The sequence below is a fragment of the Paraburkholderia sp. OAS925 genome, assembly GCF_040543975.1.
GTDB classification, from domain to species: domain Bacteria; phylum Pseudomonadota; class Gammaproteobacteria; order Burkholderiales; family Burkholderiaceae; genus Paraburkholderia; species Paraburkholderia graminis.
Window position 1 is genome coordinate 2,540,928 of record NZ_JBEUNO010000001.1, and the last position, 19,449, is coordinate 2,560,376.

The 19,449-nt window shown below is 66.4% G+C and carries 13 protein-coding genes and 1 pseudogene; 4 read left to right on the forward strand and 10 right to left on the reverse strand.

Annotation, left to right across the window (positions count from 1 at the left end; all coding sequences use genetic code 11):
* Positions 1 to 2: 2 nt before the first annotated feature.
* The 7 genes from ABIE53_RS11105 to deoC form a co-directional block, all read right to left on the reverse strand.
* The gene (locus ABIE53_RS11105; RefSeq protein WP_310035324.1) at positions 3 to 1,037 is read right to left on the reverse strand and encodes an ABC transporter permease; all 1,035 of its coding nucleotides are present in this window, start codon (positions 1,035 to 1,037) and stop codon (positions 3 to 5) included.
* Positions 1,038 to 1,112: 75 nt separating this feature from the next.
* A complete protein-coding gene (locus ABIE53_RS11110) occupies positions 1,113 to 2,660 on the reverse strand; it encodes a sugar ABC transporter ATP-binding protein (RefSeq protein ID WP_006052802.1) in 1,548 nt (515 codons plus the stop codon).
* A 60-nt stretch (positions 2,661 to 2,720) separates the two neighbouring features.
* On the reverse strand, positions 2,721 to 3,725 hold the full coding sequence (locus tag ABIE53_RS11115) for an autoinducer 2 ABC transporter substrate-binding protein (RefSeq protein WP_006052803.1): 1,005 nt from the start codon (positions 3,723 to 3,725) through the stop codon (positions 2,721 to 2,723).
* Between the two features lie 130 nt (positions 3,726 to 3,855).
* Positions 3,856 to 4,929 (reverse strand): ABC transporter permease, encoded by a 1,074-nt coding sequence (locus tag ABIE53_RS11120; RefSeq protein ID WP_114156707.1) that lies wholly within the window; start codon positions 4,927 to 4,929, stop codon positions 3,856 to 3,858.
* A 49-nt stretch (positions 4,930 to 4,978) separates the two neighbouring features.
* Complete coding sequence (locus ABIE53_RS11125; RefSeq protein ID WP_114156149.1) at positions 4,979 to 5,947, reverse strand: ribokinase; 969 nt, start codon at positions 5,945 to 5,947, stop codon at positions 4,979 to 4,981.
* A gap of 167 nt (positions 5,948 to 6,114) precedes the next feature.
* Complete coding sequence (locus tag ABIE53_RS11130) at positions 6,115 to 8,532, reverse strand: aldehyde dehydrogenase family protein (RefSeq protein WP_114156150.1); 2,418 nt, start codon at positions 8,530 to 8,532, stop codon at positions 6,115 to 6,117.
* A 14-nt stretch (positions 8,533 to 8,546) separates the two neighbouring features.
* Positions 8,547 to 9,554 carry a deoxyribose-phosphate aldolase gene (deoC, locus tag ABIE53_RS11135; RefSeq protein ID WP_114156151.1) on the reverse strand — a complete coding sequence of 336 codons (1,008 nt, stop codon included), beginning with the start codon at positions 9,552 to 9,554 and terminating at the stop codon, positions 8,547 to 8,549.
* A gap of 467 nt (positions 9,555 to 10,021) precedes the next feature.
* On the opposite strand from deoC, the gene ABIE53_RS11140 reads away from it, so the two are divergent.
* The 3 genes and pseudogenes from ABIE53_RS11140 (at position 10,022) to ABIE53_RS11150 (ending at position 15,355) form a co-directional block, all read left to right on the forward strand.
* Positions 10,022 to 10,585 carry a DUF2760 domain-containing protein gene (locus ABIE53_RS11140; protein WP_006052809.1) on the forward strand — a complete coding sequence of 188 codons (564 nt, stop codon included), beginning with the start codon at positions 10,022 to 10,024 and terminating at the stop codon, positions 10,583 to 10,585.
* Positions 10,582 to 12,441 (forward strand): Hsp70 family protein, encoded by a 1,860-nt coding sequence (locus tag ABIE53_RS11145; protein WP_114156152.1) that lies wholly within the window; start codon positions 10,582 to 10,584, stop codon positions 12,439 to 12,441. Before ABIE53_RS11140 ends, ABIE53_RS11145 begins: the two co-directional genes overlap by 4 nt.
* Positions 12,438 to 15,355: pseudogene (locus tag ABIE53_RS11150) on the forward strand (Hsp70 family protein). The gene ABIE53_RS11145 and the pseudogene ABIE53_RS11150 overlap by 4 nt, the downstream one beginning before the upstream one ends.
* A 26-nt stretch (positions 15,356 to 15,381) precedes the next feature.
* Here ABIE53_RS11150 and phnX read toward each other — a convergent pair.
* Together phnX and ABIE53_RS11160 are read right to left on the reverse strand one after the other, a co-directional pair.
* The gene (gene phnX, locus ABIE53_RS11155; RefSeq protein ID WP_006052812.1) at positions 15,382 to 16,185 is read right to left on the reverse strand and encodes a phosphonoacetaldehyde hydrolase; all 804 of its coding nucleotides are present in this window, start codon (positions 16,183 to 16,185) and stop codon (positions 15,382 to 15,384) included.
* Between the two features lie 40 nt (positions 16,186 to 16,225).
* Positions 16,226 to 17,458 carry a 2-aminoethylphosphonate--pyruvate transaminase gene (locus ABIE53_RS11160; protein ID WP_114156154.1) on the reverse strand — a complete coding sequence of 411 codons (1,233 nt, stop codon included), beginning with the start codon at positions 17,456 to 17,458 and terminating at the stop codon, positions 16,226 to 16,228.
* A 133-nt stretch (positions 17,459 to 17,591) separates the two neighbouring features.
* Between ABIE53_RS11160 and ABIE53_RS11165 the strand changes: the two genes are divergently transcribed.
* Positions 17,592 to 18,461, forward strand: a complete 870-nt coding sequence (locus tag ABIE53_RS11165; RefSeq protein WP_107707799.1) for a LysR substrate-binding domain-containing protein — start codon at positions 17,592 to 17,594, stop codon at positions 18,459 to 18,461.
* Positions 18,462 to 18,545: 84 nt separating this feature from the next.
* On the opposite strand, the gene ABIE53_RS11170 is transcribed toward ABIE53_RS11165, so the two are convergent.
* Positions 18,546 to 19,292: a glucose 1-dehydrogenase gene (locus ABIE53_RS11170; protein WP_006052815.1), complete on the reverse strand. Its 747-nt coding sequence runs from the start codon at positions 19,290 to 19,292 to the stop codon at positions 18,546 to 18,548.
* Positions 19,293 to 19,449: the final 157 nt, after the last annotated feature.

The window sequence follows — 19,449 nt, forward strand, 5'->3', positions numbered from 1 at the left end:
TTTCAGCGCTTGCGTTGCAGCGCGAACAGCGTGCCGGCGAGCAGAATGAACGCGCCGATAATCACCTTCTGCCAGGTAGTCGGCACGCCGACAAGAATCAGCACGCTCTTGATCAGCGTAACCAGCACCACGCCGAGCAGCGTTCCCACCACCGTGCCCGTGCCGCCCGTAATGCGCGCGCCGCCGAGAATCACCGCGGCGATCACGTCGAGTTCCGAGCCGACCAGATCGAACGGATTCGCGAGGCGGTTGTTCGACACATGCAGAATGCCCGCGATGCCGGCAAGCATGCCCGTATAGCCGAACACGAACAGATGGATCGCGCGCAGGTTGTAGCCGAGCCGCTCGGCAATCGCAAGCGAGCCGCCCATCGCGTAGACGCCGCGGCCCATCATCGTTCGATTGAGCAGCCACCAGGTGACGAACGCGGCGGCGACGAGCGCCAGCACCGAGACCGGCAGCACCGCGCGCAAGCCGTCCGCGGTGTGATAGAAAAACAGCGGAATGCGGCCGAAGCGATCCATGCTGTGCGGAATGTTCATGAAGAACGTCGTGCCGATAAACGTCAGCAGCAAGCCGCGATACAGGTATTGCGTGCCGATCGTGACGATCAGCGACGGCGCTTTCAGCCGATGCACGAGCAAGCCGTTGACGACGCCGAGCACGACGCCGCCCACTGCACCCGCTACGAGAATCAGCGCGAACGGCGCGTCCGGCCAGAACGCGAATACGGCCTTGGTGATGCCGTACATGGTCAGCGCGGCAATCGCGGTGAACGACACGTCGATGCCGCCCGACGCGAGCACGACGAGCGTGCCGAGCGCGAACAGCGACATGGTCGTCGCCGAATGCAGCAGATCGAACAGCGTCGCCAACTGAAAGAAGCGCGGGTTGATGGCGCCGACGATCAGGCACGTGACCACGATCAGCGCGACCGTGAACCACTCGGGGTTGCGCGCGAGCCGCATGCGCAAGCCTCCCGGTTCGACGCTCGGCGCGACTTCGACGACATTCAGAGTGGTCATGGTCTGCTTCATGGGCGATTCGGTGGACGAGTCGGTGGGCAAGTCGATGCGCGGCTGGATGCGCGAGTTCATGGCGGTTGACGTCCTCTAGGCCGCTTCGGAAAGCAGCGCGTGATACAGATCGGCCTCGCTCAATGCGTCGGCCTGATATTCGGCGGCCACGCGTCCCTTCTTCATCATCAGGATGCGGTCGCAGTTCTGTAGAAGCTCGGGCAGGTCGTCGCTGATCAGAATGATGCCGATGCCGCGCTGCGAGAGCCGCTGCATGATCCGGTAGATGATGTCCTTTGAGCCCACGTCGACGCCCACCGTCGGGCCGTGCAGAATCAACACGCGCGGGTCGATGGCCAGCCAGCGGCCGATCAGCACGCGCTGCTGGTTGCCGCCGGAAAGCGATTGCACGGGCTTGTCGACGCCGGGCGTCGCGATCTGCAAATCCTTCACGGTCTGCTCGGCAAGCGCCTGCGCACGCGCGCGGTCGATCTGGCCGAAGCGGTCGCGCAGGCTCGAAATCATCGCGGTGATCACGTTGTCGCGAATCGGCTTGTCGAGAAAGAGCCCTTCGTTCAGCCGGTCTTCCGGCACGTAGCCAATGCGGTGGCGTTTCGCGTCCGACGGCGTGCGCAGCGCAATCGGCTTGCCGTCGAGCCGCGCCTCGCCCGCTTGCGCCGGCGCGACGCCCGCCAACGCGCGCGCGAGTTCGTTGCGCCCCGAATCGAGCAGTCCGGTGACGCCGAGAATCTCGCCGCCGTGCAGCCTGAACGTGACGTCGCTGAACTGACCGGCGCGCGTGAAGCCGCGCACGTCGAGCACGACGTCGTCCGCGTGCGCGCTTTCGCGATACCGCTCGTTCGACAGATGGCGGCCCGTCATCAGTTCGCTGATCTGCGCCTTGGTGAACTGCGCGATCGGTCCTTGCGCCATCTTTTGCCCGTCGCGCAGCACGATCACTTCGCCGCCGATCGCATAGCACTCGTCGAGCTTGTGGCTCACGAACAGCACCGTCACGCCTTGCGCGCGCAGATTCGCGAGCACCGCGATCAGATTGTCGACTTCCTTTTGCGTGAGCGACGTGGTGGGCTCGTCCATGATGACGAACTTCGCCTCGCTCGCAATGGCCCGCGCAATCGCGACGAGCTGCCGCGTGGCGAGCGGCAGTTGCTCGACGAGCGTTGCCTGGAAATCCGCGTTGCCGGGCAGGCCCACCGCTTCGAGCGCGCGCGCGGCCGTGGCGGCGAGCACGCGGCGATCGAAGGTGCGCGCGAGCCGTCCTGCATGCGTCGCGAGTTCCGATGTGAGCGCAACGTTTTCGGCGACGCTCATGTTCGGCAGCAGCGACAAATCCTGATACACGGTTTCGATGCCGGCCGCGAGCGCCTCGAGCGCGGAGAGCCGCGCATGCGGCACGCCCTCGATCACGAGTTGGCCTTCGTCCGGCGGCTGCGCGCCGGAAATGATCTTGATCAGCGTGCTCTTGCCGCAGCCGTTTTCGCCGAGCAGGTGATAGATCTGCCCGCGTTCGAACGCGAGGCTCACGCCGCGCAACGCATGTACGCCGGTAAAGCGTTTATGCACGCCGACCACTTGCAGAAAGGGTTGCGAAGACTGGGCGGAAGAGACGTCTTGTCGATTCATGATGAGCGGTCGCGATGCCGGGGCGCGCCCACCGGACGCGCCCCGAAGTGAACAACGGAATCAGAACGGATACTGCTTGTAGTTCGACTTGTCGACGTTCACCCAGCCCTGGCCGCGCACGATGATGCCCTTGCCCGGCCCTTTCGCGACCGTCACCTTCGTGTAGCCCGGAATGCCGAGGTCCGCGCCGTTCTCGACGGTCTTGCCGTCCACCAGCATCTTCGCGACCTTGTTCATCGCGATGCCCGCGAGTTTCGGGTCCCAGAACGCGATGCCGTTGATCGCGCCGCTCTCGAGGAACTTGCCCGCCTCGGTCGGCAGACCCGTGCCGTATACGCAGATCTTGCCCTGCATGCCGGCTTCCTCGACGGCGCGGCCGATGCCGATCACATCCAGCGACGACGAACCCTGGAAGCCCTTCAGATCCGGATGCTTGCGCAGCACTTCTTTTGCGACTTCGTACGCGCGCTCGCCGTCGTTATTGGTTTCGAGCTTCGGCTCGACGAGATTCATTTTCGCGTACTTGGCCTTGGCGTTCCCAATGCCGCCGTCGGCCCATTGCACCTGCGAACGGCTGCCGAGCGAGCCGACCAGCACCGCCCACTTGCCTTCGTTATGCATGCACGACGCGAGCCGTTCGTTCAGACCCGCACCGTAGGCCGTGTTGTCGAACGCCTCGATGTCGACCATCGTGTTCTTTGCGTTGTCCGCTTCATGCGTGACGACCTTGATGCCGCGATCCATCGCCTTCTTCAGCGCCGGTTCGAGTGTCGGCGGATCGTAGGGCACGACTGCAATCGCGGTGACTTTCTTCGCGATCAGATCTTCGATGATCTTCAGTTGCTGCGCCGCGTCCGCGCGGCCCGGGCCCGTCTGGTACGCGGTGATGCCGGTGTTTTCCTTCGCGAATTCCTTGACGCCGTCGTCCATCCGGTTGAACCAGTTGATGCCCGTCACCTTGACGACCGTGACAATGGTTTCGTTGGTGGCGGCCTGCGCCGCGGCGATCGCGCCCACCGCCACTGCGCCTGCTGCGAGCGCGGCACCCAGTCGAGTCAGTTTCATGCAATGTCTCCTTTATCGTTCGATGTCGCCCGTGCTGGCCGTGTCAGCCGTCGCGAACAGGGAGGGCACCCTGTTCGCCTTCATCCGTTGCGTTGCGTTGCGTTTGCTTTTACCGATACTTCGCTATGCGCTAGCGCTTTGGCGGCGTGCCGCCGTCGGCGCGAGCCGCTGCCGGTTCCGTTGCCGGATGCGCAGCGCCGCCGCCGAAGCCGAAGATTGCGCGCACGCGTTCGCCGCCCGCAAAGGCCAGCGAGAGCAGCAGCAAAAAGCCCCACGCGCAGTCGCCGAAAAACTGCGAGACGCCGAGCAGATTAAAGAGGCTCGACAGAAACTGCAGCACTGTTGCCGCAAAAAACACGCAGACGATGCGCCCATAACCGCCTGCGGGATTCACGCCGCCCATCACCGCAATGAGGATCGCGATCAAGAGATACGAGTTGCCGTAATCCCATTTCGCGCTGGACGTATGCGTCGCGCTGATCAGTCCGGTAAGCGACGCGAGCACGCCGCACATCGCATAGGTCGTGATGAGCATGCGCGCGCGCGGAATGCCCGCGTAAAACGCGGCTTTCGGATTCGTGCCCATCAGATAGAGACGCAGGCCGAACGGACTGCGCCTGAGCAGCCATCCCAGCACGATCACCGCGGCGATGAAGATGCAGAACGCAATCGGCACCTGCAACACGGTGCCGTTGCCGATGTCCGACAGCGGCTCGACATAGTCGACGTGCACCGATGCGCCGTTGCTGATCACGACCGCAAAGCCGGTGAACAGCAACTGCGTGCCGAGCGTGCAGAGAATCGGCGTGAGTCTGAGGCGCGCGATCACGACGCCGTTGAGCAGGCCGCCGAGCAGACCCATGATGAGCACGATCGCGCAAAAGAGCGACGTGTAAAGCATCGGCGAATCGTCGCCATTGACGAAGCGCGGCACCACGATCGCCGCGACCATGCCCGAGAGGTTCGCGAGGCCGACACCGGACAGGTCGATGCCGCCGTTGCCCGACACCATCGACAGCATGATGCCGAGCGCGAGCAGACCGAGTTCGGGCAACTGGCCGCCCATCGACTGAAGATTGTCGATGTCGACGAACTGGCCGCGCGAGAGCCACGTCGCGACCAGCACGACGAGCACGTTGACGATCAGAAGGAAGTTGAGTTGCCGGTCGGCAAACAGTTTTCCCGCAGCAAACGAAGACTTCATGGCGCTCATGATCTCCTGACACTGCACTGCACGTTACTGCACGGATGAGTTACGACACCTGCGCGGTCTGGCCCGACTCGCTGTACTCGCTCAACACCTGGTTCACTTCGGCAAGCGTGGGCATCGAGGGCGCGGTGCCTGCGCGCGTGACCGAGATGCCCGCGAGCGCGCAGCCGAAGCGCATCGCCGCAATTGGGTCTTCGCCGCGCGCAAGCGCAGCCGCGAAGCCGCCCGTGAAGCCGTCGCCCGCGCCCGCCGTTTCCACTACCGTACCGCAGCGGAACGCGGGCAGCCACACCGATTGCGTGGCGTCGTGCAGCAACGCGCCGCCTTCGCCGAGCGTCACGATCGCGGCGCCCACGCCTTTTGCGAGCAGCACGTCGGCCGCGCGCCGCGCATCGTCGACATTCGCGATCGGCACGCCGGTGAGCGCGGCCGCCTCGCTTTCGTTCGGCGTGATGTAGTCGCACAGCGGGAAGATGTCGTCGTCAAGCGGCATGGCCGGTGCGGGATTGAAGACCGTGATGACGCCATGCTTACGCGCCACTTGGAGTCCGCGCCGCGCGGCCGCGAGCGGCTGCTCGAGCTGCGTGACGAACACGCGCGCACCGGCAATGTCGGCTTCTATCGCATCGACGTCGGCTGCGCCGAGCGTGCCCGCCGCGCCGGCCGCGACGATGATCGCGTTCATGCCCGTGGTGTCGTCGACGAAGATGTGCGCCGCGCCCGTCGCCACGCCGGGCACCACCGACGCGCGCGCCGTGATGCCCTCGCGCGCCCAGGTGGCCTGTGCGATGGAGCCGAACGCATCGTCGCCGATGCGCGTGCAGAACACGACCTGCGCGCCCGCGCGCGCCGCCGCCACGGCCTGGTTCGAGCCCTTGCCGCCAGGGCCCATCGCGAACGCGGAGCCCGCAATCGTCTCGCCGATGGAAGGCATGCGCGCCGCACGAAACGTCAGATCGGTCACGTAGATGCCGAGAATGACGACGCGTCCGCTCGCTTGCTGCGCGCTCATGACGGCAGCCCTTCGTGCGCCGCGTGCTTCGTCATGCGGCGCGCCGCGTGCGATGGCGCAGCGTTCGCCAACAGCAGGAAGTCCAGAATGTTCGGCACGTTGTCTCCTTCATTTTGTGATCGACGCGCATGCTCTGCGCTGCTTGCGTTGCGTGTGCTGCTGTGCGGTCAATCTCCGTACGGTATCCAGATGTTCTTCACCTGCACGGCCTGGCGCAGAAACGGCCTGCCCTCGCTCGCACGGTCGAACCAGTTGAACTGGTGGCCGTAGTCGGTGAAGGTGCGCTTCAGATTGCCGACCGATGCGCGCTCGATCAGCGCCGAATCCGCCGCGTTGCCGAAGCACCAGACCGCGTCGACGTCGTCGTGGCTCGCGAGCGCCGGCAGCAGCGCCGCGCGTTTGCCTGTGACGATGTTCACCACGCCGCCGGGCACGTCGGACGTCTCGACGACCTGATAGAAGTCCGTCGCGGCCAGCGAACCAGCCTCGCCCGGCAGCACGACCACGCGATTACCCATTGCGAGCGCCGGCGCGATCAGCGAAACGAAAGCCAGCAACGGCGCTTCGTCCGGACACGCAATGCCGATCACGCCGAGCGGCTCGTGCATCGCAAGCGCGACACCGCGCAACGGCGGCGTGTGCACCGCGCCGTCGAACTTGTCGGCCCACGCCGCGTACGTGAAAAGGCGGGTGACCGACGCCTCCACTTCCGCACGCGCCGCGTCAGCCGTCACGCCATGCCGCAACACCAGCCGATGCGCGAATTCGTCGGCGCGCACCGCGAGATTCTCGGCGAGATAGAACAGCACCTGCGCGCGGTTATGCGTGCTCGCCTGCGACCACTTGTGCGCCGCGCGCGCCGCTTCGACCGCGTTGCGTATGTCCTTGCGATTGCCTTCGCTCACCTCGCCGACCGGCGTTCCGTCCGGCGCGTGAATCGTCAGCGAATAGCCGCTGTCCGGGCGCACCTGCTTGCCGCCGATAAAGAGCTTCGCCGTGCGGTCGATCGATACGATGTTCGCGGTGTTCGCGGTGTCCTGCTCGGCAGCCAGCATCTGTACGCGGCCGCTGTCCTCTTGCGTCGCGCCCAGCGGCCGGCGCTTCGGAAGATTGAGCCACGCGCGCGGTTTCAGATATTCGTAAATGCCCTCACGTCCGCCCTCGCGTCCAAAGCCCGACTCGCGATAGCCGCCGAAGCCGACCGCCGCGTCGAACAGGTTCGTCGCGTTGATCCACACGACGCCCGCCGCGAGCCGCGGCGCGACATCGAGCGCGCGGCCGATGGTCTCGCTCCACACGCTCGCAGCGAGTCCATAGCGCGAATTGTTGGCGAGCGCGACGGCTTCTTCCGGCGTGCGAAAGCTCATCGACACGAGCACCGGGCCGAAGATTTCCTCCTGAGCCAGAGTCGATGCGGGCGCAACGTTCGTGACGAGCGTCGGCGGATAAAAGCAGCCGTTGGCAGGCAGCGTCGTATTGCTCGCCTGCCAGATCGCGCAGCCCTCGCGCCGCCCGCTTTCGACGAGCGAGCGAATCCGCTCGAGCTGCACCGGATCGACGATCGCGCCGACGTCGGCATTCTTGTCGAGCGACGTTCCGACGCGCAGCGACTCCATGCGACGCTTGAGCTTCGCGATGAAGCGCGCTTCGACGCCCTCCTGCACCAGCAGGCGCGAACCCGCGCAACACACCTGGCCCTGGTTGAACCAGATCGCGTCGACCACGCCTTCGACGGCAGCGTCGAGGTCCGCGTCGTCGAATACGATGAAGGGCGACTTGCCGCCCAACTCAAGCGTCAGCGATTTGCCCGAGCCCGCCGTGACCGAGCGGATCAGCTTGCCCACTTCCGTCGAGCCGGTGAACGCGAGCTTGTCCACTTGCGGGTGCTCGACGAGCGCCGCGCCCGTCGCGCCGTCGCCGGTCACGACATTGAGCACGCCCGCGGGCAGGCCGGCGCGATGCGCGAGCTCCGCGAACAGGAGCGCGGTGAGCGGCGTGTATTCGGCCGGCTTCAGCACGACGCAATTGCCCGTTGCGATAGCCGGCGCGATTTTCCACGCGAGCATCAGCAGCGGGAAATTCCACGGCACGATCTGGCCGATCACGCCGAGCGGCGCATGATCGGCGAACTCGCTGTCCTGCAACTGCGCCCAGCCGGCGTGATGCAGAAAATGACGCGCGACGAGCGGCACGTCGATGTCGCGCGTCTCGCGAATCGGCTTGCCGTTGTCGAGCGCTTCGAGCACCGCGAAGAGCCGGCTGTGCCGCTGCACCATGCGCGAGAGCGCATACAGATGCCGCGCGCGTGCCGCGCCGCCCGCCGCGAGCCAGCCGGGTTGCGCGGCGCGCGCGGCGGCTACCGCGGCGTCGACGTCGGCTGCATCGCCTTGGGCGACTTCGGCAAGGCGCTCGCCGCTTGCCGGCGCGTGCGACACAAAATGCGCGCCGCTTGCGGGCGCGTGCCACGCGCCGTTGATGAAATGCCCGAAGCGCGCGTCATGTTGCGCGAGCCAGGCGCGCGCGGGCTGGTCGCCCTCGGACGAGGGGCCGTATTCCATCGAAGAAAAATACTCCGCTACGCTCATGGGTTGGGTCTGCTTCAGGCTACGGGGTGACGGTTGAAAGCGGAATAACGGCCGCTCACGTGATGTTCGAGTTGCCGCTCGATGTCGGCGAGCAGGCTCGATGCGCCGATGCGCAACAGCTCCGGTTCGAGCCACGCGCGGCCCAGTTCTTCCTTCATCAGGATCTGATACGCCAGCACCGACTTCGCGCTCGACACGCCGCCTGCCGGCTTGAAGCCGATGAGCACGCCGGTGCGCTCGTGGTATTCGCGGATCATGCGCGCCATGACGAGCGACACGTCGAGCGTCGCGTTCACGCCTTCCTTGCCCGTCGACGTCTTGATGAAGTCGGCGCCGGCCATCATGCAGACCATCGACGCGCGCGCCACGTTCGACAGCGTGCGGATGTCGCCGGTCGCGAGAATCGCCTTCAGATGCGCGGGGCCGCAGGCCGCGCGAAACTCGCGCACTTCGTCGTAAAGCGCCTGCCAGTTGCCGGTCAGCACGTATTCGCGCGTGACGACGATGTCGATTTCCGCGGCGCCGTCGGCGACCGACGCCTCGATCTCCTTCAGCTTCAGCGGATGCGGAATCAGTCCGGCCGGAAAGCCGGTCGACACCGCCGCGACGGGCACGCCGCTGCCTTCTAGCGCATCCACGGCGGCGGCGACGAAGCGGTGATAGACGCATACCGCGCCAGTCGTGATGCGCTGCGGCGCCATGCCGAGCGCGTCGAGAATATCGGCGCGCACCGGCTGGCGCGCCTTCGCGCACAGGCGCCGCACGCGGCCTTCGGTGTCGTCGCCGCTGAGCGTGGTGAGGTCGATGCAGGTGACCGCTTTGAGCAGCCAGGCGGCCTGCGCGTCTTTCTTGACGCTGCGGCGCGTGACGAGCGTGGCCGAGCGCCGTTCGACCGCCGACTGGTTGACGCGCAAACCGTCGAGCCACGAAGCGTCGAACGGCATGCCCGGATTGCGTACCGGATGAACGAGCGGCCCGCCGCGCAGCGCGACGACCGATGACGACGGAGAAGAATCAGGCATGAGGCGTCCGGGGTTGGAATGCGGCACGACGGCGAGCCGGCGAATGACGGGGCTATGTTACTCCGTTTGATAGGATTGTCACACGCAGTACGGGTAAATCCTCACATTGCGGGCGGCGAACGCTGTTGCTGCGGTGTTTGCATGTGAGGCGAGGCGCTTGAACGTGATGTAGATGTCACAAACGAGGTTGCGAGGTTGTTGGGCTGCCCCCTCCCAAGCCGCCAATCTGGCTGCCTTCTCACGCGAGAACGTGCGGGTTTGCCCGCAGCCGGCGCGTCACAAGGCAAAATACGGGTTTTGCGCGCGCGGATTGCGCCGGTCGCGCCAAGCGAAGCGCACCGCTCGCTGCGTCGCAGGCTTTCCGCGATACGTGCATCGCCACAGGGCGCCGTGGGCCGTTTCGCCCGCCGCGCCCACTCCCGGACACAGGACAGCTCGTCCTCTAACAGAGCCTCTCAGGAGCATTTATGACCGATTCGAACCCATCCTTCCTCGGCAGGATTTCGCTGGCCGTCAGCGCGTTTTTCCGCATTCTCGGCGATGGCGAATTCGCCGCCGCGGTGCTGCGCGTGCGCGACGGCGGCGCGGCTGCGCAAGCGCAAACCCAGGCGCCCTCGCCGGCCCCCAAGGCCGCGCCGACGCTCAAGGAAGCCAGCCCCGACGCCGCGCTGCAACTGCTCGGCCTCTTGCAACGCGACGCGCGCTTCATCGATTTCGTCGAGGAAGACATCAAGCGTTTCAGCGACGCCGACATCGGCGCCGCCGCGCGCCTCGTGCACGAAGGCTGCCGCGCGACGCTGCGCGAGCACTTCACGATCCGCCCGGTGCGCGACGAGGCGGAAGGCAGCCGCGTCACGCTTCAGGAAGGTTTCGACGCGAGCGCGATCCGTCTGACGGGCAACGTGGTCGGCCGCGCGCCGTTTGTCGGCAGCATCAGCCACCGCGGCTGGCGCGTCGACGACGTGCGTCTGCCGAAGCTCGCGGAAAGCCATAACGCGAAGGTCATCGCGCCGGCCGAGGTGGAGCTATGAGCGGCGCGCGTTATTCCATCGGCATCGATCTGGGCACCACGCACTGCGCGCTCTCCTACGTCGACACCAGCGCAAGCGACGGCGAAAAGACCACGCTGGCCGTGCTGCCCATCGCGCAATTGACCGGCCCCGGCGCAATTGCCGATCTCGATCTGCTGCCCTCGTTCCTGTATCTGCCGCATCCCGACGAACTCGGTTCCGGCGACCTGCATCTGCCGTGGACGGGCGAGCGCCAGTTCGCGGTCGGTGAATTCGCGCGCAGCCGCGGCGCGGCGACGCCGATCCGGCTCGTCTCGAGCGCGAAAAGCTGGCTGTGCCATCCGGGCGTCGACCGGCGCGCGGCGATTCTGCCGAGCGATGCGCCGCCCGAAGTCGCGCGCGTGTCGCCACTCGAAAGTTCGGTCCGCTATCTGACGCATTTGCGCGAAGCGTGGGATCACGCGCATCCGGACGCGCCGTTTCACGAGCAGGACATCACGGTGACGATTCCCGCATCGTTCGATCCGGCCGCGCGCGAACTGACCGCCGAAGCCGCGCAAGCCGCAGGCTATGGCCGCATGACGCTGCTCGAGGAACCGCAGGCCGCGCTCTATAGCTGGATTCAGAAGAGCGGCGGCCAGTGGCGCAAGCAGGTCAAGGTCGGCGACATCATTCTCGTGGTCGATGTCGGCGGCGGCACGACCGACCTCTCGCTGATCGCGGTGGTCGAGCGCCAAGGCAATCTGGAACTGCATCGCGTGGCGGTCGGCGAACACATTCTGCTCGGCGGCGACAACATGGACCTCGCGCTCGCGCACGTGGTCGCGCGCAAGCTCGCGGCGCAAGGCACGCAGGCCGACGCGTGGCAGTTGCGCGCCCTCACCTATGCGTGCCGCTCGGCGAAGGAAACGCTGCTAAGCGACCCGACCACCGACACCGTGCCGCTCGTCGTGCCGAGCCGCGGCTCGAAGCTGATCGGCGGATCGATCCGCACGGAACTCACGCGCGCGGAGTTGACGCAGACGATTCTCGACGGCTTTTTCCCGCAGGTGGAGAGCGCCGCGCGGCCGGTGAGCCGCACGCGCGCCGGCCTCACGCAACTCGGCTTGCCGTATGCGCAGGACGCGGGCATTACGCGGCATCTGGCGGCGTTTCTCGGCCGTCAGGTCGGCGCGCTCGCGGAACTGGAAGGCTTGCGCGAGACGGCTGCCGACGCGTCGGCGCAAGGCGCGAGCTTCCTGCATCCGACGGCGGTGCTGTTCAACGGCGGCGTGTTCAAGTCGACGCTGCTCGTCGAGCGGATCATGAGCACGCTGAACGGCTGGCTCGCCGCGGAAGGCGCAGCGCCCGCGCGCCTGCTGGAAGGCGCCGATCTCGATCTGGCCGTCGCCCGTGGCGCGGCGTATTACGGCTACGTGCGGCGCGGCCAGGGCGTGCGGATTCGTGGCGGCACGGCGCGGGCGTACTACATCGCGATCGAATCGGCGATGCCCGCCGTGCCTGGCCTCGAGCCGCCCATCCAGGCGCTGTGCGTCGCGCCGTTCGGCATGGAAGAAGGCACCGAGGCCGAGTTACCGGCGCAGGAGTTTGGGCTTGTCGTCGGCGAGCCGGTGCATTTCCGTTTCTTCGGGTCGTCGGTGCGTCGTCAGGATCAGGTCGGCACGCTGCTCGACTTCTGGGGCCCCGATGAGTTGCAGGAACTCGAAGAGATTCAGGCGACGCTGCCCGCCTCCGGCCGCACGTCCGGCGAGGTCGTGCCCGTGAAGCTGCACGCGCGCGTGACCGAAGCGGGCACGCTTGAACTCGAAGCCGTGCCGCGCGGAGCGGACGAGCGCTGGAAAGTCGAATTCGACGTGCGCGGCAACGCGAATGCATGACTGAGATGAAGCGGTACAGCGTCGGCATCGACCTCGGCACGAGCAACACGGTGCTTGCGTATGCGCAGGCCGGGTCGCAGGAGATTCGCGTCTTCGAGATCGAACAGCTTGTTAGTCCGGGCGAGGTTGCGGCGCGGCCGCTACTGCCTTCGGTGCGGTATCACGCCGCGCCGGGCGAGCTGGATGCGGGGGATTTGCAGTTGCCGTGGACCTCGGGACGCGGGGTGCAGGCGGTCGGGGCAAGCGTCTCGGTCTCGGGCGAAAGCGCGGCGCGAGCCGCGGCGCCTTCCACCGACGATCAGGACGCGCCGCCTGTCGTCATCGGCCGGCTTGCGCGCGTGCTCGGCGCGCAGGTTCCCGGACGCCTCGTCGCCAGCGCGAAAAGCTGGCTCTCGCATGCCGCCGTCGATCGCGTCGCGCCGATCCTGCCGTGGGGCGCCGCCGACGATGTCCACAAGGTCTCGCCCGTCGAAGCCAGCGCGAGCTATCTCGCGCACGCGCGCGCGGCGTGGAATCAGCGCTTTCCCGACGCGCCGCTCGAACAGCAGGACGTGGTGCTCACGGTCCCCGCCTCGTTCGACGAAGGCGCGCGGGCGCTGACCGTCGAAGCGGCGCGCATGGCCGGGCTGCCGTCGTTGCGGCTGCTGGAGGAACCGCAGGCGGCGTTCTACGACTGGCTGTTCCATCATCGCGAGCGGCTTGCCAACGAACTGGCGCACACGCGTCTCGTGCTGATCTGCGACGTCGGCGGCGGCACCACCGACCTGACGCTGATCGAAGTAAGCATGGCCGACGGCGAGCCGCAACTCACGCGTATCGGCGTCGGCAATCATCTGATGCTCGGCGGCGACAACATGGACCTCGCGCTCGCGCATCTCGTCGAAGCGCGGCTGCCTGGCGGCGGCGAGCGCGCGCGTTTGTCGGCGGCGAGCCTGTCGCAACTGGTCGAGCGCTGCCGCGGTGCGAAGGAGTTGCTGCTCGGGCCGCAAGCGCCCGACTCCGCGTCGATCACGCTGCTCGGCGCGGGCGCGAAGCTCGTCGGCGGCGCGCGCACCGCGCAGGTCACGCGCGACGAGGTGGAGCGTGTGATCGTCGATGGATTCTTTCCGGCGGTGGCTGCACACGAACGGCCGGGCCCGGCCGCGCGGCGCGATCGTCGAGTTCGGTCTGCCGTATGCAACCGATGCCGCCGTCACACGCCATATCGCCGCTTTTCTGGGCCGCTTCGAGGCGCAGTCGCGCAAGGCGTTGGGGCGGGACAAAGATGAATCCGCCCCACTCCCCGTCCCCGATACGCTGCTGCTCAACGGCGGCGTGTTCCGCGCGCAGGCGTTGACGCAGCGCCTCGCCGACACATTGGGCGCGTGGCGCGGCGAACCGCTGCATGTGCTGGAGAACGACAATCCGGACGTCGCCGTGGCGCGCGGCGCTGTTGCCTACAGCCTCGCACGCGCGGGCGGCGCGCCGAAAATCGGCGGCGGTTCGCCACGCAGCTATTTTCTCGTATTGGACGAACCCGCCGACGCGCGCGAGGAACGGCAGCGTTCGCAACCCGCACAGCCCGAGCAAACCACCCAACGCGGCATCTGCCTCCTGCCGCGCGGCACCGAGGAAGGCCACGAAATCCTCATCGCCGATCGCACGTTCGCGCTGCGGCTCGGGCATCCGGTGCGCTTTCACCTGGTGTCGTCGAGCGCGGACACCGTGTATGCACCAGGCGAACTGGCGGACCTCGCGGGCGGCGACTTCGTGCGCCTGCCGCCCATCGCCACCATCGTCCCGCCGCAGGGCGCGGGCAGCGCCCGCGAGCGAGCCGTGCGCATCGCGACTTCGCTGACCGAAGTCGGCACGCTCGAAGTCCACTGCATCGACCGCGACAATCCCGCCGAGCGTTGGTTGCTCGAGTTCCAGTTGCGTCGTGAGCATGCGCAGGTCAACCTCGCGGACGATGCCGCCGCGGCGCGGCATCCGCGGCTCGACGAAGCCATCACGCAGATCGACCGCTCGTTCGGTTCGCGCTCGCAAGACGTCGATAAAAAGGAAGTCAAACGTCTGCGCGCGCAGCTCGAACAACTGCTCGGCCCGCGCGAGAGCTGGAACAGCGCGCTGCTACGCGAACTGTTCGGCGCGCTGTGGGGAACGCGCGCGCAGGCGGCGCCGCTCGGCGGATCATGAGCGGCTCTGGCTGAACCTCGCCGGCTATTGCGTGCGGCCAGGCTTTGGTTATCCGCTCGACGAATGGCGCGTCGAACAACTGTGGTCGCTCTTCGACGACGGTATTCAGTACGTCCAGGAAAGCCAGGTCTGGTCCGAATGGTGGACGCTGTGGCGGCGCGCCGCGGGCGGCCTCGACGAAACCGCGCAACTGCGCGTGCTCGATGCAATGACCTATCTGCAAACGGCCGCGCAGTCGCGTCACAAGCTGCCGTTCGACGTCGCGAAAACGGGTATCGCCGATATGGTTCGGCTGAGCGCGTCGCTGGAACGCATTCCGGTGGAGCGCAAGATCGAACTCGGCGAGTCGGTGCTCGCGCGCTTGCGCAAGCCTTCGGAGAATCATCAGAGCTGGTGGGCCGTCGGGCGGATCGGCGCGCGCCGGCCGTTCTATGGCAGCGCGCACAACGTCGTGCCGGCCGATGTCGCGAGTGGATGGCTCGACGCGATTCTCGCGCTCGACTGGAAGAAGATCGACCCGGCCGCGTTCGCCGCCGTGCAGATCGCGCGCATGACCGGCGACCGCTCGCGCGATCTGCCGCACGAGTTGCGCGACGCCGTGATTCGCAGGTTGGAGGCGGCCAGCGCGCCGCGCGCGTGGATCGCGATGGTCGGCGAGGTCGTCGAACTGGATAACGCGGACGAAGGCCGCGTGTTCGGCGAGTCCTTGCCCGCGGGGTTGAAGCTGATTTCCGACTAAGTTGGGACCGGCGCCCAACACGCCCCTCAAGGCCGCTCGCCCCGCGCGAGCCGCGCGTCGATATCGCGGACCACCGGCATCAGATCCGCGACGCTGTCGATCACATAATGCGCGCCCGCGGCCCGCAATCTGTCGATGGCGGCCGCGCGGCGCCGCGCGAAGTCGTCGGGCGCGAGCGCCTTGACGTCGTCCTCCGCCATACCGAACGCATTGCCGCTGACGGCGACACCCACCGCCCACGTGCCGCCGTTAATGCCTTCCTCGATGCCGACTTCCGTATCGTCGACCTTGATCGCGTCTTTCGCGCGCCACACGCCCAGTTCCGGCAGCGTCTTGTAGATCATGTACGGCGACGGCCGCCCTTCGGGCGTATCGCCCGTGCACACGATGCTGTCCGGCGAGAAACCCTGGGCCGCCGCGCCCGGCACGATCTCGGCCATGATCTCGCGCGTGTAGCCCGTCGTCGTGCCGATGCGGATGTCGTCGCCGCGCAGCGCGCTCGTCACTTCGGCGACGCCCGGAATCACCGAACTGTAGCTCGCGGCCACCGCGATATTCTTCGGCACGAACACGTCGTACACGGCGTCGATGTCGGCGTCGCCCGGCGCGTGGCCATACCTGTCGGCCCATGCGCGCGCGACGCGCGGCAGCGCCATCAGCGCCGCGATATGCGGGCGCTTGGCCATGCCCATCGGTCCGCGCGCTTCGTCGATCGTGATCGGCACGCCGAACTGCTCGAAGGTTTCGACAAACGCGCCCATCGGCGCAAGAGAACCATAATCGACCACCGTGCCGGCCCAGTCGAAAATCACCGCCTTGACGTGCTTCATCGTGTTTCGTTCGCTTCCATTCGATGTTGTCTGCTATCGCTCATGCAAGCTCCGCCAGCAGCTTGCGTTCTTCGATGGCCGCGGCCGGCGGCGCGGCGTGATCGACGCCCATCGTCCGCAGCGCGCTCGCGCACGCTTGCACGACGCGGCGCATCACCTGCGCGTCCACCTGGCCGATGCAGCCGATGCGGAAACTCTCCACCACCGTCAGCTTGCCCGGATAAATGATGAAACCCTGTTGCTTCATTAGTTCGTAAAACTGCTCAAAGCTGAACGCCGGATGCGCCGGCGAGAAAAACGTCACGATGATCGGCGAACGCCAGCGCGCATTCAGGAGCGGCTCGAAGCCGAGTTCCTGCATGCCCGCGACCAGCACGTCGCGATTGTTCGCGTAACGCGCGAGGCGAGCGGGCTGCCCGCCTTCGAGCTTGTGAAGCCGCAGCGCCTCGATAAACGCGGCGACCGTGTGCGTTGGCGGCGTAAAGCGCCACTGGCCGGTGCGGTTCATCACGTCCCATTGATCGTGCACGTCGAGCGCGAGCGAATGGCTGCGCCCGCGCGCGTCGTGCAGCGCGCTCTTCTTCGCAATCACGAAGCCGAAGCCGGGCACGCCCTCAATACACTTGTTCGCCGACGAGACGAACGCTTCGCACGCGATCTTGCGCACGTCGAGCGGCACCGCGCCGAATGCGCTCATCGAGTCGATCAGCAGCTTGCGGCCTTTCGCCGCCGTGACCGCCGCAATCTCTTCGATCGGATTGAGAATGCCCGAGCTCGTTTCGCAATGCACGGCGACGACATGCGTGATGGCCGGCTCGGCATCGAGCATGCGTTCGACTTCCGTCGCGCGCGGCGGCAAGTAATCGCCCTTGTCGAGCACGGTATGCGCGCGGCCGAGATAGCGCAGCGTCGTCGCGATGCGTTTGCCGTAGGCGCCGTTCGCAAGCACGAGCGCATTGCCGTCGCGCGGAATCAGACTGCCCAGCATCGCTTCGACGCAATAGCTGCCGCTGCCTTGCAACGGCACGCAATCGTATTCGCCGGCATCGTCGCTTGCGTCACCTGCGATGTCGAGCAGGCTGCGGCGCAGTTGCGCCGTCATCGCGCGAAAATCGCCGTCCCACGAACCCCAGTCGCGCAGCATCGCCTGCTTGGTCGAGAAGGCGGTGGTCAGCGGGCCCGGCGTCAACAGATAAGGCTCGCCTTGAGCCGGCGGGGCGCAGCTTGCGCTTTCTTGCGCTGTCGCCGGGGAATTGCCAGTCGCGTTTTGCATGCCCAATCTCCGGTCTGGCTGGTTGAGATAGCGCCTACAGTACCGAAACGTGGTGCATCGGTAAAATCGATATAATCGATGCGCTCATCGTAAATACTTATAGCTGGCGAGTTTCGCTGCGACGGAGGCTCAGGTGCAATACGCGCAATTGCGGGCGTTTCATGCGGTCGCGGAACATGGCGGCTTTTCGCGGGCCGCCGAGGCGTTGTCGCTCTCGCAACCGGCGGTGTCGGATCACGTGCGGCGGCTCGAGCAGGATTACGGCGTGAAGCTGTTCGAGCGCGGGCCGCGCGGCGTCGAGACCACCGAACTCGGGCTACGGCTTTTCAGCGTGACGCGGCAGATGCTCGGTTGCGAGCGCGACGCGCGGCAGTTGCTCGAATCGGCGGGCGGCCTGGAGTCGGGGTCGCTGTCGCTCGCGGCGGACGCGCCCGATCTCGCGGTCGCGCTGATCCGCGCGTTTCGCAAGCTGCATCCGGGGATCGTGGTGACGCTGTCCATCGCCAATGCGGCGGACTGCATGCAGCGCGTGCTGTCGAGCGCCGTCGACGCCGCCATTACCGCCGCGCCGCAGGTTCACAGCCGGCTCGAATCGCGCGTATTGCGGCGCGACCCGCTGGTCGCGATGGTGCCGGTGCGCTATCCCGTCGCGAAGAAACGCAAGCTGAGTTACGGGGAACTCGTGCAGCAGCCGATGATTTTTCGCGAACCGCAATCGGTCACGCAGCAATTGCTGGAGATCGAACTGGTGCGCGAGTCGCTGCAAGTCGAGCCGGTCATGTATGTCGACGGCCGCGAGGCGCTCGAGGAAGCCGTCGCGCAAGGCATGGGCGTCGGCGTGATCGCGCGCGCGGAATTCAACCCGTCGCGGCGTATCAGAATGATTCCGCTCGACGATTGTCAGGTACGGATGACCGAATCGCTCACGCGGCTCGCCGGACGGCCGGGGTCGAATCTGCTCGATGCGCTCTTTGCCGTCCGCTTGCCGGGGAGCGAGGAATAAGCGAGGAATAAGCGAGGCAAAAAGCGACGCGCAAAAAAAGCGGCACCCGAGGGCGCCGCTTTGCCGCTACTTCAATGGATATTCTTAACGCACGCCGCCGCTGACGATCAGGCTTTCGCCGGTGATCCAGCGCGCGTCGTTGGATGCGAGGAAGGTGACGACGTCCGCGATGTCGTCCGGCTGGCCGAGGCGGCCAAGCGGCGTCGTGCTCAGCGCCCACTGCTCCAGGTCCGAACCGATGATGCCCGCGCTATGCGTGCCTTCCGTCACGACCATGCCCGGATTCACCGAGTTCACGCGAATCTTGCGCGGCGCGAGGTCCTTCGCGAGCACGCCCGTGATGCTGTCCACCGCGCCCTTCGTCGCCGAATAGACTGCGCTCGTCGGCGGCGTGATGCGGCTCGCGACCGAGCTCACGTTGACGATGCTCGCGCCCTCGCCCAGATGCTTGACCGCTGCCTGCGTGACCAGCAGCAGACCGAGCACGTTCACATTGAAGTGCTTATGGAAGTGCGCTTCGGTGATGTCCTCGATCGCCGCGAATTCGTACACGCCCGAGTTGTTGACGAGAATATCCAGGCGGCCGTAGGTTTCGACGGCGCTGTCGATAATGCCTTTCGCATCGGCGGCTTTCGATACGTCGCCGCCGACGGCGATGGCCTTGCCGCCCGCGGCGGTGATCGCGGCCACCACTTCGTCCGCGCCGGCCTTGCTCGACGCGTAGTTCACGACTACCGACGCGCCTTGCGCGGCCAATCCCTTTGCGATTGCCGCGCCGATACCTTTCGATGCACCCGTTACGACTGCGACCTTGCCTGTGAGCTTACTCATGATCTGGTTCGTCCTTTGACTGGATTTGCGCCGGCGTGCTGCCGCGGAAAATCGCGGCATTCACGCTGCTTCAGCAGGACGCTGCGGCGCTGACACTGGTGACAATGTAAGCACCACGGCCACGCGGATAAAGCGGCTCAAGGCGAATAGATACGTC